This window comes from Paraburkholderia sp. CI3, assembly GCF_050436505.1.
In the GTDB taxonomy this organism is placed as follows: domain Bacteria; phylum Pseudomonadota; class Gammaproteobacteria; order Burkholderiales; family Burkholderiaceae; genus Paraburkholderia; species Paraburkholderia tuberum.
Window position 1 is genome coordinate 1,229,795 of sequence record NZ_JBNDMI010000002.1, and the last position, 17,751, is coordinate 1,247,545.

General features: G+C 60.3%; 14 protein-coding genes and 3 pseudogenes. 12 read left to right on the top strand and 5 right to left on the bottom strand.

The annotated features are described in order from the left end of the window. Positions 1–7 precede the first annotated feature (7 nt). The 6 genes from ddpX (at position 8) to OKW29_RS08710 (ending at position 6,007) form a co-directional block, all read left to right on the top strand. Positions 8–571, top strand: coding sequence for a D-alanyl-D-alanine dipeptidase (gene ddpX / locus OKW29_RS08685; protein WP_429290699.1), 564 nt, complete (start codon positions 8–10; stop codon positions 569–571). Positions 572–635: 64 nt separating this feature from the next. Further along, positions 636–2,243: an ABC transporter substrate-binding protein gene (locus tag OKW29_RS08690; RefSeq protein ID WP_429290700.1), complete on the top strand. Its 1,608-nt coding sequence runs from the start codon at positions 636–638 to the stop codon at positions 2,241–2,243. A gap of 55 nt (positions 2,244–2,298) precedes the next feature. Then, the gene (locus OKW29_RS08695) at positions 2,299–3,369 is read left to right on the top strand and encodes an ABC transporter permease (protein WP_429290701.1); all 1,071 of its coding nucleotides are present in this window, start codon (positions 2,299–2,301) and stop codon (positions 3,367–3,369) included. Between the two features lie 64 nt (positions 3,370–3,433). Further along, positions 3,434–4,348, top strand: coding sequence for a nickel transporter permease (gene nikC, locus OKW29_RS08700; RefSeq protein WP_429290702.1), 915 nt, complete (start codon positions 3,434–3,436; stop codon positions 4,346–4,348). A gap of 1 nt (position 4,349) precedes the next feature. Further along, the gene (locus tag OKW29_RS08705) at positions 4,350–5,228 is read left to right on the top strand and encodes an ABC transporter ATP-binding protein (protein ID WP_429290703.1); all 879 of its coding nucleotides are present in this window, start codon (positions 4,350–4,352) and stop codon (positions 5,226–5,228) included. After that, the gene (locus OKW29_RS08710; protein ID WP_429290704.1) at positions 5,225–6,007 is read left to right on the top strand and encodes an ABC transporter ATP-binding protein; all 783 of its coding nucleotides are present in this window, start codon (positions 5,225–5,227) and stop codon (positions 6,005–6,007) included. Before OKW29_RS08705 ends, OKW29_RS08710 begins: the two co-directional genes overlap by 4 nt. Before the next feature lie 334 nt (positions 6,008–6,341). Here the strand turns inward: OKW29_RS08710 and OKW29_RS08715 are convergent, their stop codons facing one another. Continuing rightward, positions 6,342–7,208: a transposase gene (locus OKW29_RS08715; protein WP_429290705.1), complete on the bottom strand. Its 867-nt coding sequence runs from the start codon at positions 7,206–7,208 to the stop codon at positions 6,342–6,344. Positions 7,209–7,337: 129 nt separating this feature from the next. Between OKW29_RS08715 and OKW29_RS08720 the strand changes: the two are divergent. The 3 genes and pseudogenes from OKW29_RS08720 to OKW29_RS08730 form a co-directional block, all read left to right on the top strand. Then, positions 7,338–7,467, top strand: a pseudogene (locus OKW29_RS08720) (polyamine ABC transporter ATP-binding protein); the annotation flags it as partial. 490 nt (positions 7,468–7,957) lie between these two features. Then, positions 7,958–9,400, top strand: coding sequence for an exo-alpha-sialidase (locus tag OKW29_RS08725; RefSeq protein ID WP_429290706.1), 1,443 nt, complete (start codon positions 7,958–7,960; stop codon positions 9,398–9,400). A 551-nt stretch (positions 9,401–9,951) separates the two neighbouring features. Then, a pseudogene (locus tag OKW29_RS08730) lies at positions 9,952–10,470 on the top strand (IS110 family transposase); the annotation flags it as partial. 50 nt (positions 10,471–10,520) lie between these two features. Here OKW29_RS08730 and OKW29_RS08735 read toward each other — a convergent pair. After that, positions 10,521–11,906, bottom strand: a complete 1,386-nt coding sequence (locus OKW29_RS08735; RefSeq protein WP_429289742.1) for a carotenoid oxygenase family protein — start codon at positions 11,904–11,906, stop codon at positions 10,521–10,523. Positions 11,907–12,337: 431 nt separating this feature from the next. Here OKW29_RS08735 and OKW29_RS08740 point away from each other — a divergent pair, with 431 nt between their 5' ends. Then, the gene (locus OKW29_RS08740) at positions 12,338–14,209 is read left to right on the top strand and encodes a sensor histidine kinase (RefSeq protein WP_429290707.1); all 1,872 of its coding nucleotides are present in this window, start codon (positions 12,338–12,340) and stop codon (positions 14,207–14,209) included. Beyond that, entirely contained in the window at positions 14,206–14,979 is a 774-nt protein-coding gene (locus OKW29_RS08745) for a LytR/AlgR family response regulator transcription factor (RefSeq protein WP_429289744.1), read from the top strand. The genes OKW29_RS08740 and OKW29_RS08745 overlap by 4 nt, the downstream gene beginning before the upstream one ends. A gap of 258 nt (positions 14,980–15,237) precedes the next feature. On the opposite strand, the pseudogene OKW29_RS08750 reads toward OKW29_RS08745, so the two are convergent. The 3 genes and pseudogenes from OKW29_RS08750 to OKW29_RS08760 form a co-directional block, all read right to left on the bottom strand. Further along, positions 15,238–15,453: pseudogene (locus OKW29_RS08750) on the bottom strand (SDR family NAD(P)-dependent oxidoreductase); the annotation flags it as partial. Positions 15,454–15,515: 62 nt separating this feature from the next. Continuing rightward, positions 15,516–15,899 (bottom strand): hypothetical protein, encoded by a 384-nt coding sequence (locus OKW29_RS08755; protein ID WP_429290708.1) that lies wholly within the window; start codon positions 15,897–15,899, stop codon positions 15,516–15,518. Positions 15,900–16,065: 166 nt separating this feature from the next. After that, positions 16,066–16,338, bottom strand: a complete 273-nt coding sequence (locus OKW29_RS08760) for a helix-turn-helix domain-containing protein (protein ID WP_429290709.1) — start codon at positions 16,336–16,338, stop codon at positions 16,066–16,068. A gap of 577 nt (positions 16,339–16,915) precedes the next feature. Between OKW29_RS08760 and phaP the strand changes: the two genes are divergently transcribed. Continuing rightward, positions 16,916–17,491 (top strand): TIGR01841 family phasin, encoded by a 576-nt coding sequence (gene phaP / locus OKW29_RS08765; protein WP_429290710.1) that lies wholly within the window; start codon positions 16,916–16,918, stop codon positions 17,489–17,491. Positions 17,492–17,751: the final 260 nt, after the last annotated feature.

Here is a 17,751-nt window from a genome sequence, read left to right on the forward strand (position 1 = left end):
GCCCGCCATGACACAACCGCGACTCATCGAAATCACCGCCGCCACGCATGGCGTGGACATCGACCTCGTCTATGCCACCGAGCGCAACTTGACAGGCAAGCCCATCTACAAGGAAGCTCACTGCCTGCTGCTCGAACCCGCCGAAGCCGCTTTGCGCAAGGCAGTGGAGATTGCCCGCAACGCCGGCCTGACCGCGCGGATTTTCGATGCGTACCGTCCGCCCCAGGCGCAACAGGTGCTGTGGGATTTTCTGCCCGACCCCACCTACATCGCTGAGCTTGGCCGTGGTTCGAACCATAGCCGCGGCACGGCGATCGATCTGACGCTGCTCGACGCCGACGGCAACGAACTCGACATGGGCACGGCCTTCGACGCCATGACGATCGAGTCCGAACACTTCCATACCGGCCTGCCCGAGCACGTGCAGCGCAACCGCCTGTTACTGCTCGGCATCATGTACGGCGCCGGCTTTGCGCACATCAAGAGCGAATGGTGGCATTACGAGTTGCCTGCCTCCCGCGCGCTGCCGTTGATCGATAACAGCGAAAGTGGTCCGTTGCGTCTCATGTAGTGGCGTTCGATTTCTCCATCCGTTGTTCCCTGACAGGCTCTATCCCATTCCTTATGGAGCGGCAATGAAACTGGTATTGCGCAATGCACTGACGGCGGCGGCGATCGCCTCCGCCTTGACCTTGTCGTTCACAGCCGCCGGCCCCGCTGCGGCGGCGACGCCGAAAGACATGTTCGTCATGGCCACGTTCCTCGACGAATTCACCACGCTCGATCCGGGCGAAGTCTACGAACTGGTGCCGGAAGAATATGTGGCGAATACGTATGACCGGCTGGTGCGGGTCGATCTGAAAGACCCGTCGAAATTCAACGGCGATGTCGCGCAATCATGGACCGTGAGCCCCGACGGCCTGACCTTCACGTTCAAGATCCGTCCGGGTCTCAAGTTCCACTCGGGCAACCCGTTGAGCGCCGACGACGTCGCGTGGTCGATCCAGCGCACCGTCCTGCTCGACAAAGGCGCGGCGGCCGTGCTGCAAGGCATCGGCCTGACCAGGGACAATGTGTTTAACAACGTAAAGAAGGTTGACAACACAACCGTCAGTGTGACGACTGACCAGAAATACGCGCCGACGTTCGTCCTGAACGTACTCGGTGCGTGGCCTGCGTCGGTGGTGGACAAGCAGTTGCTGCTCACGCACCAGAAAGGCAATGACTTCGGCAACGACTGGCTGCGAACCAACGAGGCCGGCTCCGGCGCCTACAAGCTCGTCAAATGGACTGCCAACGACAGCATCGTCCTGCAGCGCTTCGACGGTTATCGCGTACCGCTCGCGATGAAGCGGATCGTGTTGCGTCACGTGCCGGAAGCATCGAGCCAGCGCCTGCTGCTCGAGAACGGCGACGTCGATGTGGCGCGCAACCTGAGTCCGGATGATCTCGTCGCCCTGACGAAGTCCGGCAAGGCGCATGTGAGCGCGGTGCCGCAAGCGACGCTTCTGTACCTCGGCCTGAACGTCAAGAATCCGAATCTGGCCAAACCGGAAGTCCAGCAAGCGATGAAGTGGCTGATCGACTACAACGGTATTCAGAGCAACGTCGCGAAAACCACCTACAAGGTGCACGAAACGTTCCTTCCGGAAGGCTTTCTCGGCGCGCTGAACACGAACCCTTACCAGCAGAACGTCACGAAGGCCAAGGCGCTGCTGGCAAAAGCCGGGCTTCCGAATGGCTTTTCCGTGACGATGGACGTGCGTAACGGCTACCCGTACAGCGAAATCGCCGAAGCCGTGCAGGCCAATCTTGCGCAAGGCGGCATCAAGGTTCAGATCATCCCCGGCGACAACAAGCAGACGCTTGCAAAGTACCGCTCGCGCTCGCACGACATCTATATCGGTGAATGGTCCGCTGACTACATCGACCCGCACAGCAACGCCCAGGGCTTCACCTGGAATCCGGACAATTCCGACAAGTCGGCCTACAAGATGCTCGCCTGGCGCAACTCGTGGGACATTCCTGGCCTGACGAAGGAGACCAACGCCGCGCTCGCCGAATCGTCGACAGCGAAGCGCGCCGAGTTGTACCAGACGATGCAGAAGCAGATGCTCGCGAACTCACCCTTCGTGATCATGTTCCAGCAGGTCTCGCAGGTGGCCGCGCGACCGGGCGTGACGGGACTCGAGGTGGGTCCGATCAACGACCTCGTGTCGTATCGTGATCTGAAGAAGCAGTAACGTTTGCGGCGAAGGCGATACTGTCCAGGCTTCGCCTTCGACCGAGGAACTCACCATGTCCACTCCCCTCACGACTTTCGAGCGCATGCGCGCGCTTTCAGCTGAAAGCGCCGGCGTGCGCTGGGCCTTGCGCCTCGTGCGCTGGATCATCACGCTCGTGATCACCTTCACCGGGTTGCTGGCGGTCACGTTCGTGATTGGCCGTAAAATTCCGATTGATCCGGTGCTGGCGATTCTCGGCGATCGCGCGTCGGCGGCGGCCTACGCGGCGGCGCGTCTCCAGCTCGGGCTGGACAAGCCGCTCGCCGTGCAGTTCCTGATCTATGTGCGCGATGTGCTGCATGGCAACTTCGGCATGTCGCTACTGACCGCGCATCCTGTTATCGAAGACATCCAGCGTGTGTTTCCCGCGACGCTCGAACTCGCGACCCTGTCGACCATCATTGGCGTATTGATCGGTGTGCCGCTCGGGGTGATTGCCGCCGTGCGCCACAACCGCTGGATCGATCACGTCGCGCGCTTTGTCGGCCTCGTCGGCAGTTCGGTACCGGTGTTCTGGCTCGGGCTGATGGGCCTGCTGCTGTTCTACGCGAAGCTGCACTGGGTAGCGGGTCCGGGACGCGTCGATCCGGTATTCGACGGGATGGTCGATACGCACACAGGCAGCCTGCTCATCGATTCGCTCATGGCGGGCGAATGGGACGTGTTCTTCAATGCGTTCTCGCATATCGCGCTGCCTGCTGCCATTCTCGGCTACTACTCGGTCGCCTATCTGAGCCGCATGACGCGTTCGTTCATGCTCGAGCAACTCAGTCAGGAGTACATCACCACGGCACGCGCGAAAGGCTTGCCCGAGCGCCGGGTGATCTGGCGTCACGCCTTCGGCAATATCGCCGTGCCGCTCCTGACCGTGATTGCACTCACGTACAGCTATCTGCTCGAAGGCTCGGTGCTGACCGAAATCGTCTTCGCCTGGCCCGGTATCGGTTCGTATCTGACGGGCGCCCTCCTGAACGCCGACATGAGCGCCGTGCTCGGCAGCACGCTCGTGATCGGCGTCACGTTCATCGCGCTCAACCTGTTGACCGATGCGCTTTATCGCGTGTTCGATCCGCGCGCCCGCTGATGTTCCGGAGATTTCCTTCGTGCTTCCTCCAACCGATCAATCTATGCAAATGCAGGACTGGCCGATGAATGCCGTGCCCCGACGATGGAAAGACTGGCTGCTGAGCGACACGCCCGCGTCACGCAAGCAGGCCGCGCTCGGCCTCGCTTACCGGCGCTGGCGACGCTTCGCGGGCAATCCGCTGTCGGTCTTCGGCCTCGTGATTCTGGCCTTGCTGATCATCATCGCGGCAATCGGGCCGCTGATCGCACCGCACGATCCGCTGCAGCAAGTCCTCTCCGACCGCCTGCTGCCGCCGGGTTCGCCATCGCACTGGTTCGGCACCGACCAGCTTGGCCGGGACATCCTCTCGCGTCTTGTCTACGGCTCACGGCTCACGCTTTCGATTGCGATTCTCGTCGTGGTGATCGTGGTTCCGGTGGGCCTTTTGATCGGCACCACGGCTGGCTTCTTTGGCGGCTGGGTGGACAACGTGCTGATGCGGGTCACCGATGTGGCGCTCGCGTTTCCGAAGATCGTGCTCGCGCTCGCTTTCGCGGCCGCGCTGGGACCCGGTGTCATCAACGCGGTGATCGCCATTTCGATTACGGCCTGGCCGGCCTATGCACGCCTCGCGCGGGCGGAAACGCTGCGACTCGTGCAAGTCGATTTCATTCACGTCGCGCGCTTGCAGGGCGCGTCGCGGATGCGCATCCTCCTGCGCTATATCATGCCGCTCTGCTCGTCGTCGGTGATCGTGCGCGCGACGCTCGATATGGCCGGCATCATTCTCACTGTCGCGGGTCTTGGGTTCCTTGGCCTCGGCGCGCAACCGCCGAGCCCCGAGTGGGGTTTCATGGTCGCGTCGGGCCGCAACGTGCTGCTCGATTCGTGGTGGGTGGCCACCATTCCGGGCTTTGCCATTCTGCTGGTGAGCCTCGCCTTCAACCTGCTCGGCGACGGTCTGCGAGACGTCTTCGATCCGCGCCATGGAGGCTGACATGCCAGCCGTTACAACCCAACCCCTGTGTGAAATCGACGACCTGCGAATTGGCTTTCGCGGTCATGGCGGCGAATTGACCGAAGCCGTACGTGGCCTTTCGCTGACGCTGCAGCGCGGCGAGCGGCTTGGCATCGTCGGCGAATCCGGTTCTGGCAAATCGCTCACCGGGCGTGCGCTGCTCGGCCTGTTGCCGCCTGCGGCGCAATGCCATGCGAAGGCGATGAAGTTCGATGGTCAGGATCTGCTGGCAATGTCGGTGCGCAAGCGCCGGCAACTGTGCGGCCAGCAGATGGGCATGATCCTGCAAGATCCGAAATACTCGCTCAACCCGGTGATGAACGTCGCGCAACAGATGCGCGAAGCGTTCGAACTGCACGGTCCGAAGTTCAGCCGTCGCGAGATGCGCGAGAAGATCATCGAGGCGCTGGCAGCGGTGCATATCCGCAATCCGGAGCGTGTCGCCGATGCCTACCCGCACGAGTTGTCGGGTGGCATGGGGCAGCGCGTGATGATCGCCATGATGGTGTCGTCCGGACCGCGCCTGCTCATCGCCGACGAGCCGACCAGCGCGCTCGACGTGCTCGTCTCGATGCAGGTGCTCGGGATTCTCGACGAGATGATCGAAAAGCACGACACAGGCCTGATCTTGATCAGCCACGACCTGCCCCTCGTAATGTCGTTCTGCGACCGCGTCGTCGTGATGTTTGCGGGACGTGTGGTGGAAACCTGCGCGGCGCGCGATCTCGTCCACGCCCAGCATCCGTATGCGCGCGCCCTGCTCGCGGCGAATCCACCGCTCATCAATCCGCCCGATGAACTGCCCGTGCTGAAGCGGGACGCAGCATGGCTCACGCGATCGGCAGGAGAATCAGCATGATCGATGTCAACGCCCTGACGGTCCGCTTCAGGACCAAAACCGGTGACTTCGACGCAGTGCGCCAGGCGAGCTTTCATGTCGACGAAGGAGAAGTGTTCGGGCTGGTCGGCGAATCGGGTTCCGGCAAGTCGACGATCCTGCGCGCGTTGACAGGCCTCGCGCCCGTCGCTGGCGGCCATATGAAGATCGGCTCGCACGTGTACGGAGAGAAGATCGACCGCTCCTTTCGACGCGACGTACAGATGGTTTTTCAGGATCCGTACGGCTCACTGCATCCGCGTTTCACAGTCGATCAGACCTTGCGCGAGCCGCTGACCATCAACGGCATCGGCCGGCAGGAAGAACGCATTGTCGATGCGCTGCGCGAAGTCGGGTTGGGTCCGGCGTATCGTTTCCGCTATCCGCATCAGTTGTCGGGGGGGCAGCGGCAGCGCGTCGCGATTGCACGGGCGCTGATTGTCGAACCGCGCGTGCTGCTGCTCGATGAGCCGACGTCCGCGCTCGATGTGTCCGTGCAGGCCGAAATCCTCAACCTGCTGCGACGGCTTCATCGCGAACGCAATCTCACAATGATGCTCGTGAGCCACAACCTGGCGGTGGTCGGCTTTCTCTGCTTGCGCGTCGCGGTCATGCGTAATGGCGAGATTGTCGAGCAGCGCGATATCGGTTCCATTCGAGCGCAGCAGGTCGAGCACGAGTACACGCGCAGCCTGCTGCTCGCGACCACGGGCTACCGGCGCAGGTCGGTCCGGGTAACTGGCGCGGACACGCTGTTATAAAAGCCAGTAGCGGCGAGGAGTTGTCACCGAGCCTGGCCCGTCGTCCTGCCTTGTGATTGGGTCAAGGTAGGCGCGTCCGGCATTTCCACTCGTCTGAACGAAACAGTCCAGAAGCAATCTCAAATGAGGCGACCATTAAGCTCACAACTGGTTGCGAGTTTCGGTCGAAGCGATCTGGCGGCGGTCAACGGAATCAGCAAGCGGGCGAGACCAGGCGCGTCGAGGTCGGCGACGAGGCAGTTTTGCGTTGTCATGGATGTACTTCGGCAGGGTGAGGACGAAGGGGATCACGGCGCGCTGCGCCGGACATGAAGCATGGGCCTCGACTGCCAGATCAACTACCGCAATAGTGCCGTAGATTGATCATCGTGTAGGCTATGGTCTTGAATGCATAGTGCAACTGACTGATACGTTCGAAGCGAAGTAACAGGCGGCGGAATTTGTCCTCCCACGCGAACACGCGCTCGATCGTACGAAACCGCTCGTTAAAAATGGTCCGATCGAACAGCGGCTTGCGACCTCGCTTCGTGCGTTTCCTGCCGCGCGGGTTCGGATTGATGTTGGGCACCATCGTGCGGTTGAATATCGCCTTGCGGTTGGCGCGACAATCGTAGACGCCGTCCAGGCTGACCACGCTGTCACGCAGGTCCAGGTTTGCTTCACGGGCAATCTGTATCACCCGCGGCAGCGCGTCACGCAGCAGTGGCGATTCGTTGCGATTGCCTGGTGCCGGCACGAACGGGGCAATCACATTGCAGTTCCGGTCGCGGAAGGCAACGACCTTGTCACCCTTCATGTGCTTGTGGCCGCTGAAGCCAATGTTGTCACCGCCTTTTTTCGCCGCCGTCGTGGTACCGTCGCCATGGATGATGCTGGTGTCCAGCAACTGGTCGTGGCTAAGCCGCACGACCGACGCGAGGAAGACAGCGTCAAAACATTCGCATGCCTGCCAGCGGCGAAAGGCCCGATAGATGCTCGTGTAGTGGATCTCCGGCCTGCCGTGCCGATCCATTGCAATCGGCAGCGCCTTCCATTGGCAACCCAGGTAAAGCAGTTTCAGGATGTAGTTGAAGATCGCGTGCGCGGTCAGTTTGGATGCCGGTCCCCGGCTTCCTGCCGTGAGGTGCGGCAAGACAAATTGTTCGAACTGGCCGAGGCTCAATTCCGTTGGAATCCGTTGCCATTGCTGGCTTTGCGCCATTATCGACCACCAAAGATCGGGAATTCTAGCGGATCCGGCAGAAATCGGCGAAAGTCATACCCACAAAGGACTTCAGACAAATTCAGCAGCCTTGAGAAACCCGCAACCAGTTGCCAGTGACTTTCATTTGACGTCGGCGCGTCGCTCGAAGCGAAACTCGATTGCACCGGCTTCACACTGACCGCCGCGACGACGCCGCGCAAACGCCTGGTCTCGCGCCCGGCAACCGGTGGTGGCAGAAATGCCGGCGTACGCGTGAAATGTGATCGTTGCGCATACGCCTCACGCAACGCATTAAAAACAATGTCGGTGATGACTTCATTTTTGAAAAACGCCCACTACGGCTTGACGAATGAGAGCGTACAGCGCTTCAGGTTGTTACAAAAAATTCACGCAACGTCCTTTGCTACGATCTAAAGTGGATTGCATCCATCTCATAAATGATCGTCATCGCAAAGAGTCTGGGTCATTAAAAGAGTGGCGAAAATTCCGACGGGCACTACAGTAAAGAACTGGCTGGTAATCCGTAATGAAGTCGTGACCGACGCGCTGGCGGTGATCAGCGCTGGCGGTCTGTGGCAGTCAAAGCGGTAGTGAGTGTGGCGAGCGGATAATGGCGGAAAGAAGGCGCGCCGACGATGCCATCGTTGAGCCCTCGGGCGAGAAGGTGCAATGCCGCTCCTGTACTTTCGCAACTGCCAGCACGCTATTGTGGGCTGTTGCAGGCCGCAATGGAGAAGGAGCCTTCCATGCGTTGCAACAAGCCTCGCGCACTTTTGAGCGGCATTCCGCTCGCTGTTGTCCTCGCAACAAGCATTACAACCAGTCGGGCTGCGCCCGTCCTGGTCTCCGGTCCTAGTCTCTTTGCCGCTTGCACCATAGGCGGCCCCGGCACGAACTATGTGAATGCCGAGGTGGAACCTTGGGTCGCCGTGAACCCGAAAAATCCTTCGAACCTTATCGGCGTATGGCAGCAGGACCGATGGGACAACGGCGGCGCCCACGGCCTAGTTGGCGCCTCGTCGTTCGATGGCGGTTTAACGTGGACCACGCCAACGGCACTGCCTTTTAGTGCATGCGCAGGCGCGCTCGGCTACGAACGCGCCTCCGATCCGTGGGTGTCGATCGGCCCCGATGGCACGGCGTACGCTGTGTCTATCTCCTTCAATCAATCTAACAACAGCAATGCGGTGGCCGCTGCGGTTTCGAACGACGGCGGCCAGACGTGGGGGAAGCCGAGCATCGTCATCGCCAACAACGAACCGACGCTGCAATTCTTCAACGACAAGGAATCGGTGACGGCGAATCCTATCAAGGCAGGTGCCGCCTATGCCGTGTGGGACAGGCTGGAACTGCCGAACGGCAATCCGTACGCCAACAGGCATACGGCCGCATTCCGAGGGCCATCGATGTTCTCAAGGACCATCGACGGCGGCAAGACATGGAGTCCGCCATCCGTCATCGTGACGGTGCCTTCGCGGCAGCAGACGATCGGCAATCAGATCGTGGTCAACTCGCAGGACGGAACGCTCTATGACTTCTTCAACCTGATCACTCCGCCGTTCTCCAAAGCGGCCGGCAAGGTGGCGTTCATCAAATCGACCGATGACGGCGCAACGTGGACGGAGCCGAAAATCATCTCGGGTCTGCAGACTGTATCGGTCACGGATCCGAACACCGGCGAAGCGGTGCGTTCCGGAGACATCATTCCCGAGCCCGCGATCGATCCGGCGACCGGGCAGCTCTATGTCGTGTGGCAGGATTCGCGCTTCAACGGTGGGCACTACGATGAGATCGCGCTTTCCACTTCAAAAGACGGTGGCAAGACCTGGAGCGCACCGATCCGAGTCAATAAGCCCACGGGACGGCCGGCATTCAATCCGAGCATTAGCGTCAATTCGTCGAAGATCGTTGCAGTAACGTACTACGATTTCCGCAATCTAGCGGATGGTATCACCGCGACACTACCGACGGATATCTGGCAAACGACATCGACGGACACGGGAATGACGTTCGCCAATGAAGTACATCTGGCGGGGTCGTTCGACCTCAAGACCGCGCCGAACGCCGAGGGTTTCTTCGTCGGGGACTATCAAGGGTTGGGCGCGATCGGCTCGACGTTCGTGCCGTTCTTCGTGCAAACGAACTCGGGAAATCTGATAAATCGCACGGACGTATTCGCTCAGCCGTAATTGGCATTCATTCAGTCGACGTTTGCCTCTTTCCAGAGGTTCTGGTGCAAATAGGGAAAGCGAGTCGGTCAACGTATTGGGGTTGACCGATTCGAGAACCCACTATGAGCTAGCGAGAGAACCTCGAGGGGCTTTGTCAGGTTAGCGCGACTGCGGCGCGCGTAAAATGAACTGATGAAGAAGACGAAGAAATCGCTCTTCTATGGGGTATTGAAAGTCAAGCCCTGTTGAATGGAAAAATTCTGTTATGTGAAAGAAATCTCCCAGGACTGCCGGTTGTCTACTGGCCGGCCTGCGGCGTCGCCTGCTACAACCAGACGTAGGCCGGCCAGTAGACAACCCGGAAAGCGCAGAGGCCGGGCTGATGGCATACACCCTTTTGCAAGTTAGCATGTCGATGTTATGTCATGTCATTCAGGTCAGAGTGTCTGGCGGACCCGGCCTGTGAGCTAAAGTCGAAAGTAATGGGATGGACGCCCCCACCCGAAGCGGCATCAATGTGCCAAAGTGGAAGTGTCGAAGCAACCACCTGACCGAGGGGAGCGTCCATCATGAAGATTACGACAGTTGGCATCGATCTGGCGAAGAACGTTTTTGCCGTTCATGGTGTAAATGAGCATGGCCGAACGGTGCTGAAGAAAGTGCTCAAGCGGAATCACGTTGCGGAGTTCTTCGCCAACCTCCCCGCTTGCGTGATCGGGATGGAAGCGTGCGCCAGCGCGCACTATTGGGCCCGCAAGCTGCAGGCCATGGGCCATACGGTCCGACTGATTGCACCGCAGTTTGTCAAACCGTACGTCAAGACGAACAAGAATGACGCGGCGGATGCCGAAGCAATCTGCGAGGCAGTCGCGCGCCCGAACATGCGCTTTGTGCCGGTCAAGAGCATCGAGCAGCAATCGGTGTTGTCGCTGCATCGCGTACGCGAGGGTTTTGTGCGGGCGCGAACCGCGCAGGCCAACCAGATTCGCGGACTGCTGGCCGAATTCGGGATCGTTATTCCCAAGGGAATTGGGCATCTCGAGCGCCAGGTACCCGAACTGATCGAAGATGCAGAGAACGAACTAACGTCAAGACACACCGCGCCGCGTCGCTCTATTGGGGCAGCCGCTGTCGTCAGTCATTCTGCCTGCACCCAGCAGCCATGAAAGCTCAATGGGAGCGTGTGCGTGAGCCACACCTTTGCAATGGGGCCGTCCTCGATGCGGTTTGCGTGAAACACTGCCAGGCAGTTCTGCTGAAGCCGGCTATCGAGAACCTCGACGAGCAGCCAGCCCTCATCCTGCAGCGAGTCGGCCTTGTCCGGCCCTGCGGCGAAAATGGGCTCCGCGCAGTACTGCCCCGGCTGGAACGTGAACTGTTGGCGCCTGCCACCCAGCATATCCATGCGGACGATTGCATTCCAGAAGCCGGTATCGTCGGTGCCCAAACCGAAATAGCCGTACCGGTTCTGTCGCAACGCGTGCGCGGGATTGATGGTGGGAAACTCGTGGCTCCCAGTGTCCAGCGTTTCCATACGCGCCCGCCGCTGGTCTGGCGCAATGACGAAGCGTCGTATGGCGCCCGGCGCGCCTACCACTCCCTGCTGGTCGTTCATGACCGCGCGCCAGCTCGCCTCCGGACCCACAAAAGTACTGGGATTGTCGTACGCGACGCAGTCTGCAACGATTTCGCCGCCCCGCTCGTAAGCGTTGACGCCATGCCACATCCATACCGCTTCGGTCTCGATTTGTATGGGGTTTTCGCTGCCGCCCCGGTGCACGACGAGCAGCAGGCCGCCTGCTTCGAGTCGCCACTGAATGCATCCCAATAGACTGGTTTGACCAGCCTGCCAGCTTGCCACGTCCATGAAAGCCGGATGCAGGTGCAGCACGATGTAGCGCTCAGTCACGAAGAAGTCATGCACGTACACGTAGCGCGGCGCTTGCAGTACCCGGTGCCAGTTCAGCTTGCCCTCCCGATCAAATTCCGTCAGGTGTATCTGCAGCGTCGGCCCGTACTGCGTACCGAAATGGATCCATGCACCACTCACAGGATCTTCCTTGGGATGTGCCGAATAAACAGTCAGTCCGCTCGGCAGCCCCAGCAGCGTTACGCCGCGCGTCAACAGCGATTGCGGCTCGAGTTGGTAGGGTTGAAATGACTCGTCGAACGCATAGAGCTGGTTGTTACGCCACCGTACCGATATGCCTGCCTGGCCGCCGTGAAAGTCGGGACGCGCGTTACGAGCCGGTCCGCCCGGAAGCTGGGAGGCCCACGTCGAGTAGAGGTATTGTCCGGCCTTCGATTCGTCGAGATATTTGGTGGTGCGGACAAAACGATTCTGAAACGTCACCCCGTCTGAAGCGATCCGGTAGCAGCGAATCATCCCGTCGCCGTCCAGGATGTGTTGCTTGCGCCAACCCGCTCGCTCGAACCGACCTGGTCCGTCGCGAAACAGCGTGCCTCGCAGGTTGTGTGGCATCTGCCCCTCGACTCGTGCGGCGTAGTTCAACTCCTGGTCCATCGAGTTCGCCAGTGCAAACCAGGGAAGCGGTGGCGCCGATGCAACGGTCTGAGCGAGGCCACGCGCGCCGGTGAAAGCGTCGAGCGTGCTTAAGACGCCCAGCTTGAGCAGGTCCCTTCTTTGCATGTCGTTCCTCCGGTGAGTGATGGCCGCGCGATGCGAGACCTTCTGGAGACACCGTAGGAGCTCAGCGGCGCAGATCCCAGACTGACCGGCGCGAACGCGGGAATTGGCGTGCGAACGGTGCAATTGCGGCGGCGAACGCGCAGCGCAAAACGGCCGCGTGCGAAACAGCCGGCCGCTTCGTTCGCAACCCACGTTTACGCGTTCGACGCCAAAATCCGGCGCTCAGCCCGACGAGCATGCAAACCGTAACGGTTTGGCGCAAACTTGAGCGGCAGCACGCGAGGCAGCCTCGAATCTGGACACTCATGGACGCACAGCTCAATCCGGCGACGCTATTGGGACAGCTCATCGGCTACGGACTCAGCTTGATGCTGGCGGTTTTGCTGGCAGCGCTCGCGTGGCGGTCTCCTGGCGAAGGCCGTCATGCACGTGCGCTCAACGCCGCGTGCGGAGCCGTATGGAGCATGGGCGGGCTGACTCGATTCAGCCTGCTCGCTGCAGGTGTTCCTTCGCAGTCGACGGCCGTACTGTGGGTCAACAGCCTGTCTTTCTGTGCCCCTGCCGCGTGGCCGATCTGCCTGTTGCTGTTCTGGAACACCAGCCCCGCGACCACGTCGCGCAGGAAAGCAGGAGACTGGCTCGTACGCTGCACACTCGCCCTGGCCGTACTCCAGATGATCGGTCTCGCAGTTGCGCCACGCGCGTTTCCCCAATGGCTCGATGCACTGCACTGGATGACCGGATATAGCGCGCTGGCTGTCCTGTTCTGCGCACTCGTCCTGCTTCGTCCGCACATTTCGTCGGCTGCAGAGCGGGTCGGGCTCGCGCTGATCCTGTTGGGTCCGTCGCTGAGCATGGCCGCGCACTGGATGCGAATGTTGAGCGTCTTGTCCACGCGTTGGGATCCGCCGCTCGATATATTGGCGAAGCAGAGCATCGTCCTGACCATGCTCGGTGGGCTGCTCTATCTCGGCCAATTCCGGGCTGCCGACTGTTTCGCCAAACTTGGCTTGCGCGTCGTACTCGCGTGCACGCTGGGCGTGTCGCTCGCATGGATCGCCATGTGGTCGTCGGGCGGAGGCTTCGCGCTGCGCACTGCGTCCGACGCGGCGGGCGCCGCCCTCTTCTGCGCGGCGGCGACCGCTGCGCTGCTGCTAACAGGCTGGATCGCAAGCGCAGGTGACCGCCTTGTCGACCAGCGCGTCTTCGGTCGTGACGATCCGCAGGCGGCACTCGCCGAATTGCGCGAGCGCCTCGCCCAGCAGGAGACACAAGCGGCCGTTTTTCACTGCGCCGAGCACTTTCTGCACGACATGCTGAACATCGAAGTGCGCGTGTCGCGACGCACGGCAGAAGCGGTCCCATCAAATGATCTTGTCGCGGTCCCCGTGGGCGATGTCGAGCTCTTCGAGCTATCGGCGCGCCATGACATGCGCCGCCGAGCACTGCTGAGCGGGGAACTGGACATTCTTCGGCAGGCGGGATATGTGGTCGGGCGACGGCTCGAAGCGCTCGAACGCGAACGAGAGCGCATCGAGACAGCGCAGCGCGAGGCGAGTCTGTTGCACCAGGTGGTCGAGGCTGAACTACGGACGCTGCGCGCACAGATCAATCCGCATTTCCTGTTCAATTCGCTCAATACCATCGCCGCCATGGTGCATCAGGCGCCCGAGATCGCTGAAACGATGACGCTGCGTCTGGCCGGTATTTTTCGTCACGTTCTGCACCAAAGCGCGCGATCATTCGTCCCGCTGCACGAGGAGACTGCGTTCCTGAAGGCCTATCTGGAGATCGAGCAAATCCGCTTCGGACAGCGCCTGCGAGTGGACTTCCGCATCGCCGACCAGACAGCCGACTGTCCGATTCCTTCGCTCATCCTGCAGCCGCTTGTGGAGAATGCGATCAAGCACGGCTTTGCACCGAAGCTCGGCGAGTGCCAACTGGTGGTCAGCGCGGAACGGGTAGGAGCCGAGCTCATACTGAGCGTCGCGGACAACGGAGGCGGAACACGTATTGCCAGTGCGAACGACGCGTCGAACGAAGGGGTCGGGATGCGCAACGTGCGTGATCGGCTGAAAGCAGCCTATGGTAGCCACGCACGTTTTACGTTCAATAGCGAACCACGGCGAGGCAGCCGTGCGACAGTGACAATACCGCTGCAGGCGGAGCAGGTATGAGCGTCGAGTTGCGCACACTGCTGATCGACGACGAGCAGGCCTCGCGGCTGCGTTTGCGCAGGCTGCTGGAGAGCCGGCCGGAAGTCGACATCATCGGCGAGGCGCGCGACGGGCTTGAAGCGACAGAACTCATCGAGCGCTTGCGGCCCGACCTAACTTTCCTCGACGTGCAGATGCCCGGGCTCGACGGATTCGAAGTGCTGCGCGCCATTGAGCCGACTACGCCTCTTCCGTTGGTGATCTTCGTCACCGGCTATGATGAACATGCGCTGCGCGCTTTCCAGGCCCAGGCGCTGGCCTATCTGCTCAAGCCGGTAGAAGCGGAGGTTCTCGATGCGATGGTCGAGCGTGCGTATGGAATTCAAAGCTATCGCGAGCGGCGCGCCGAGCATGACGACAAGGTGCGCGGCGCGTTGAACCAGATGCCGCGTGCGGCCCGGCACATCGTTGCCCGCAAGGCCGGGCACCTGCTGTTGCTGGAACCGTCGGATATCTGCTACTTCTGGATGGATGCGGGCATTCTGCGCGTTCAGACGGAAGCCGGGCACTACTGGGTCAACTATGCGATTGGAGAACTGGAAGCGACACTATCCGAGAGCGGTTTCTTTCGCGCCCATCGCGGCGTGCTGGTGAATCTGCACAAGGTTCTGGAGATTCGCCCGACCGCCCGCAGTTCGTTCCAGTTCGTCATGAACGACCGTAATCGGACAGTGATCGATGTCAGCGAGCGCCAGGGGCGGGCCCTGAGGTCCCGCATTCCCGGTCTTTGACAGCCTGTTGAGCCGACTGAAAAATTGCGGTTCTGTCGCGATAACGATTACAGCTTGAACAAAGCGTGATATCAGTAGGACTACTTACGCAGCCAACGAATTGAATTGCTCGGCTGCAGTTTTGATGCCGCGCTCGTCCTGCATCTGCCCTTTGCGAATCATGTGCATCAACTCGATGCAGGACAAAATAATGCGCGCGCACCGGAAACTCTTGAAACCCATCATCGGCTTGACAATGCGTTTGACGGCACCCCTGGCGAACGCAGCCACGGTAGACTCCCAGTCACTGACATTCCCTTCGGAAGCGGCAAAGGAAAAGCCAAGCGCCTCCTGCTCCTTCAGCCATCTTTCCCGCCGGGGAGAGTTGGGTCCACAACCGGCGACGACCGTGAATCCGTCCTTGAACAACCGCTGAGAAATTTCTGTACCAATTCCACCCATGCCGCCGGTGACATAAGCGATTCGCTTTGACATGTTCTTCCCTCGGTTGTTGCGGTTAAGAATTGAAACTTGTAGTTCGCCTGCATGTATGCAGCTCACGCTGCTTGGCGAGCGTTGGCCGCCGGTAAGGCCGTACCTTTCAGCTTCCGGGCGGCAGGTTTGCGAGCAGACACAGGTACTGGCGGCGCGCTGGGTACCTCCTCTGGCAAACGGCCGCGCTCAATAAAGTGCTGGAGCACCTTGCCCGCCAGCGGCCTCCCGCGCTGCTCCAGTCTTCTGAGAAGGGCGTGCGCAAATGCTTTCAGGTCGCCGCGTCCGTGCGAGGCCTCGAAGTGAAGAATGGTTTCCCTCACCGCCGCAAGCATGCTTTCCTCGTACAGCGTGCTCGCGATATGCGAGGCGCCTCGCGACAACTCCATCTCGTACTTATTGAGGCGCGGCGCCTGGCCGAACGCCGCATCTTGTTTAACTGCCTTCACATCGATTCCCTCCAGGTCTGCGGAAGAGACGCCTGCTGTGCCGCATCAGAAATGCGTACAACTGCATCATTGCGGGTGCGATGCCGACCGGGCTGCGAACTTCAGAACGTACGGGAATCCACGGGAGCACAAACTTCCCTGGCCCACGATTCCCGCGAACTGCGAATCAGGCGACCGAAGGCTGCCCCGTCCAAAGCCAGTGAACATCGAGATGGAGGGCGGCGGCGAAGCGCGTACAAGCGTTCAGCGGCGGCACGGTGATTCCGCGTCGCCAATATTGCACGTCATATTCGCTCACACCCAGCCCCTTCGCTGCGCGTGCCGAACTGATGCCGGCGCGTGTCAATGCCCTGTCGAGGCGTGCGGCCAAGGCGCGCTTCAGGCGGTCATTCCCGGCACTGCGCTCGAGATGACCGATATTTTGAGTATGTGGATTCATCTTACTATCGTCTCTCAGATATATTTTTATGCAATTCAGCACCGGCTCTCTTCCGGCTGCCGGTCAACCTTACATACCCGTCATGACGCCCCAGTGACGTCGTGCTTAGCTCCAGGTCGCGCTGCATCGAAAGCCGACTGACGGCTAGTTTCTGGCTCAACTATTCCTTCGCCAGTATGCCCGTGTCAAACAGAAAATATTTGTCATCAAGCCTGCGCTTTACGTTATCCGGTAACCAGCTCTCGCCCAGGACCGGCTCTCAGCGTCAAATGAACCGTGGCGCTTTGTGGCACCGCACACATCTGAGGAAAAGGTCATCAATAGCATCCTGAGGAATCCAAATGTTCTGCGGGTATTCCCCTAGTATTCGCTTGCCCACCAATACCAACGGGGCGTTTGCCCGCGTTCTCACACGCCGCCCAGCGCTGCCGCCGAATCTGTGGTTGACATCCGCCCGCTCCTTCATAGAATGACTATTGCTGCAGCGCACAAACCATTCGATTCGTACTTTGTGGCCCATAGTTTTTCATTCATCTGACTTTTTGACGTTGGTCACCTCACCTCCATGGAGTTAATGATGAGCAGTATTTCCCCGGAACTAATCGTCGCTGCGCAGAAAGCTGGTGTTGCCACAACATTCGGCATCCTGACGAAATCATTTGGCGCCGTCGAAAAGCTGGTCGGGTTGAACATGCAAGCAGTCAAATCAAGCCTCGCCGAAAATCAGGAAATCCTGGTCAAGGCGTTTTCGGCCGGAGCGCCGCAGGAGTTTTTCGCACAACAGGCAAGCCAGGCTCAACCCGCCAAGGAAAAAGCACAGTCATACTGGCGCCACGTTTACGAAATTATCTCCAGCACTCAAGCCGAATTCGCCGCCGTCGCCGAAGCAAAAATCAAGCAGTTCCAGCACGATGCACAGGCATTTGTCGACAGCGTCGCGAAGAACGCGCCGGCGGGAAGCGAAAACGCCGTGACTGCGTGGAAGACGTTCATCACCACGGCAAGCGAGACGGCGAACACGACGTACGAAGCTGCGAGGAAGGCCGCAAAGCAGGCTGTAGAGACCGCGGAGAGCAATATCAGCGCGGCGGCGTTGACCTCGACCAAGCGTACTCGACAGCTTGCAGCACCGGTCGAAACCAGTGAGAAGTAGTCGCGTTTTGTCGTAGCTCACTACTATCAAATCGTTCAGGCGAGCACCCCGCCCGCCTTGTTTGCGGGGTGGCCGCCTGTGGCGGTCCGAGGCGCGCGGTGCGCCTCGCACGCGGTCGCGAAACTCGTCTCCTGCGCCAGAAATTTTCAAGCGCCGTTGCGCAGGTCGCCTGCCGTAACTTCGTTTGATTTCGTCCGGCATCCATCACGCGAAGTGACCACTTTCTTCGAGGCCGCAGGCACATCGAGGCGAGTGCCACA